The sequence below is a fragment of the Marinobacter persicus genome (assembly GCF_002934325.1).
GTDB classification, from domain to species: domain Bacteria; phylum Pseudomonadota; class Gammaproteobacteria; order Pseudomonadales; family Oleiphilaceae; genus Marinobacter; species Marinobacter persicus_A.
This window is the reverse complement of the sequence record NZ_PTIV01000073.1, coordinates 1-2,475: the sequence shown is the minus strand read 5'-3', so window position 1 is coordinate 2,475 and position 2,475 is coordinate 1. Positions and strand designations below refer to the sequence as shown.

General features: G+C 52.1%; 2 protein-coding genes. Both read left to right on the top strand.

Annotation, left to right across the window (positions count from 1 at the left end; all coding sequences use genetic code 11):
* On the top strand, window positions 1-2,014 hold a 2,014-nt coding region (gmtZ, locus tag BY454_RS16590; RefSeq protein WP_181049741.1), incomplete at its 5' end, for a gamma-mobile-trio integrase GmtZ.
* Entirely contained in the window at window positions 2,007-2,402 is a 396-nt protein-coding gene (gene gmtX, locus BY454_RS16585; protein WP_258075693.1) for a gamma-mobile-trio protein GmtX, read from the top strand. The genes gmtZ and gmtX, both read left to right, overlap by 8 nt.
* The last annotated feature ends 73 nt before the right edge of the window (window positions 2,403-2,475 follow it).

Sequence of the window (2,475 nt, the reverse complement as noted above, 5' to 3'; positions counted from 1 at the left end):
CAGTGAATCAGACAAGCCTCCATTGCCCATGGATGCCATTGTACGAGCCAAGCAGCATCTGATTCCGCTAGAGGCGACGTCGTTTCGCGATCTCTATCAATTGCATCCCTTCCTCGAAGACTGCTGGTTCGGGGTTGATCCACAGTTAATTGATGACAATGACCCAAACTGCATTTATCGAGTGGTCAAAAAAGAGCGGAAGCGAGGTCGCAAGCGCTATTTTGAAGAGGTGCACGAGTTATGGTCGCCCGTAAAAATTGTCGCAAACTACACATTGCTATCCATTCCGTTGCGAGGACAGCAAATCTGTTGGCTCGACAGCGGAGAGGGAGATGAATTCGTTCCGTTATGGCGTGATGGGAAGGTTCACTGGATCGAAAATCCAAGTCCGCTTGCGACCCGAAAGCGGAATAAGGGCTTTATTCAGAAAGGGAACAATGACGGTGAGTTGAGCGCCTACATCACGACGAACAAAACCGGAAAGAAGTTGGGCGGCTACGATATTCCATTCATGCCGGAAGATCTGGCGTATTGGATTATCCAGCTTCGGGATTGGCAATCCAAATACAACCCAATCGAAGAACTGACACTGTGGACGCAAATCAATCCGCAGCAAAGGATACACAAAGACATCCTCAAAAGGCGCGGTAAACAATCGTTCCTGTTCCGCGACCCGGCCTCACACGCCTGTGATGAGAAGGCGTCGCCCATGCGTACGACAACCGCGTTTACACGAACCCTGCCTGCTCTGTTGTTCCATAGTCAGAGGCCAGGCGCGGACCTCGCCGAGAAAATCGAAAAAAAGAGCAGCGTGGATTACAAGAGCCAATTTACACCTCATGCTCTCCGCGTCAGCCTTATCACTGCCTACATTGTCGACGGCAGAGCGCCCATAGCCGTGATTTCAAAGCTGGTTGGTCATTCCTCTCTGGTGATGACGATTTACTACACAAAGGTAGGAGCCAGCAAAATGCGGCTGGAGATGGCGGCGGCTGAAAAACGGGCACTTGAGCAGAGTCACTATCGTTACGAAGACCTCATCCTCCAGAAGAAAATCGAAGAGGCGCGGCCGGAATTAATCGCCACAGACCGAAGCATCATGGATCAGTGTCTGACACCTAATTGGCCCTCTGGAGCCTTCCAACTTATGAGTTTCGGAATCTGCCCCATGAGCGGCAACAAGTGTGACGAAGGTGGCATGGCACTGGTTGAGCGGAAGGTTGAAGCACAGTACGCGCCGGTGCCCAATGGCTACCTTGGGACTCGAAATTGTCCCCAGTGCCGCTTCTTCATTACCGGCCCGGCGTTTCTGGGCGGTTTGTCGGCCATTGCCAACGAAATCATTCTGGAAATCAATGTCACCCGTAATGAATACCACGAACTCGAAGAAAAAAGGCAGACACTCGATGACGAGCGGTACGATGCCGAGTCTTCGGGACAGTTTTTTGGAAAAGAGCGAACGCTGAAAAAGATCACCTCGGCGTATGAGGAAAAAGCCAAAAAGCTCGACATGCTTCTCACGGATCTCCAGCACTTATACCGCCTGATTTCCCAATCTACCGAACTGCTGAAGACCTCCGAGACAGGCCAGCACCAGCTGATCGTCAGCGGCAATTACGTGGAAATGGAGATGCATTTGGAGGAGCAAAGCAGCGAATTTCGGTTGCTCGCTGAGGTCTGTGCCAACGCTGAAATATACGAGAGCGCCAGTGCCTCCAGAGCACGCCCCCTGCTCAGTCAGATGCTCGACAAATTGGCGGACACCAATGGGATTGCACCCGCGATATTTCGGTTGACCGAGGATCAGCAGCTCAAAGCTGCCAATCAGGTCGTCCGGCTGATTATGCAAGTGACACAGAATAACTGGCACGTCGCTGACCAGTTGATCAATGGGCAAATCACCTTGGAAGATCTCGCCGAACCACTACAGCTAGGTGATGTGCGCCAAGAGATCGAGTCAGCCATGAACGGGTCTTTGAAATTCCCGCTAGAAATCGAGAGCTGCAATGAGTGAACCGAACGAAGTCTACGAGGCCATACTGGGCCAACTGAAAAATTCTCGTTCCAGGAAGTCCCTGGAGGCCCTTCACGCCGTTTGCAAGGAGCATCATGAGTCAGGCTCGGTCGATTTCAGAATCTCAACGATTGCGAAGCTAGGAGCCAGTCGTGGCGCTCCTAGCGAGCAGACCATCCGAAACAAAACCGGAGAACATTATAGAGCGGTCATTGAGGCTTGGCAGGCGCTTGGAGACCAAAAAAAGAAAGCGATCAAAGCACAGACCACGCCCTCGGGCGAGTACGATTGGGTTGATGAGGTAAGCAATAAAACGCACCGCTTCCTCATACTCGACCTGATTTCGAAGGTCCGTAAATTGAGGGCTGTTAGTGGCCAATTAAAGTGACCCACTACTGGCCATTAATTTTGACCCACCCCCGGGTGGCCGTCAGGCCACAGAACCAGCTACTGTCCCCCGC